The sequence below is a fragment of the Cohnella baijiui genome (genome assembly GCF_020731285.1).
In the GTDB taxonomy this organism is placed as follows: Bacteria; Bacillota; Bacilli; order Paenibacillales; family Paenibacillaceae; genus Cohnella.
Map to the genome: position 1 here is coordinate 1 of NZ_JAJFOW010000279.1, position 258 is coordinate 258.

The 258-nt window shown below is 50.4% G+C and carries 1 pseudogene; it reads left to right on the forward strand.

The window, feature by feature from the left end:
- A pseudogene (locus LKX83_RS32630) lies at positions 1-258 on the forward strand (nucleoside recognition domain-containing protein); the annotation flags it as partial.

Genomic DNA, 258 nt, shown 5'->3' on the forward strand with positions numbered 1-258 from the left:
TCTTGGATTTCCCTTTATGCTGGCTTTATTAGGTGCGGTATTCTGGGTTACTATTGCTGGAGCTAATGTTCCCTCAAGCCTTCTGGCAGACGGATTTGGCTGGCTTGAGGGCAAGTTGACTGCCTTGTTCATGTGGGCAGGATCTCCGGCATGGCTGCATGGCGTACTTGTACTCGGTTTATTTCGGGGCGTAGGTTGGGTCATTTCAGTAATGCTGCCGCCAATGGCGATCTTCTTTCCTCTTTTTGCGCTGTTGGA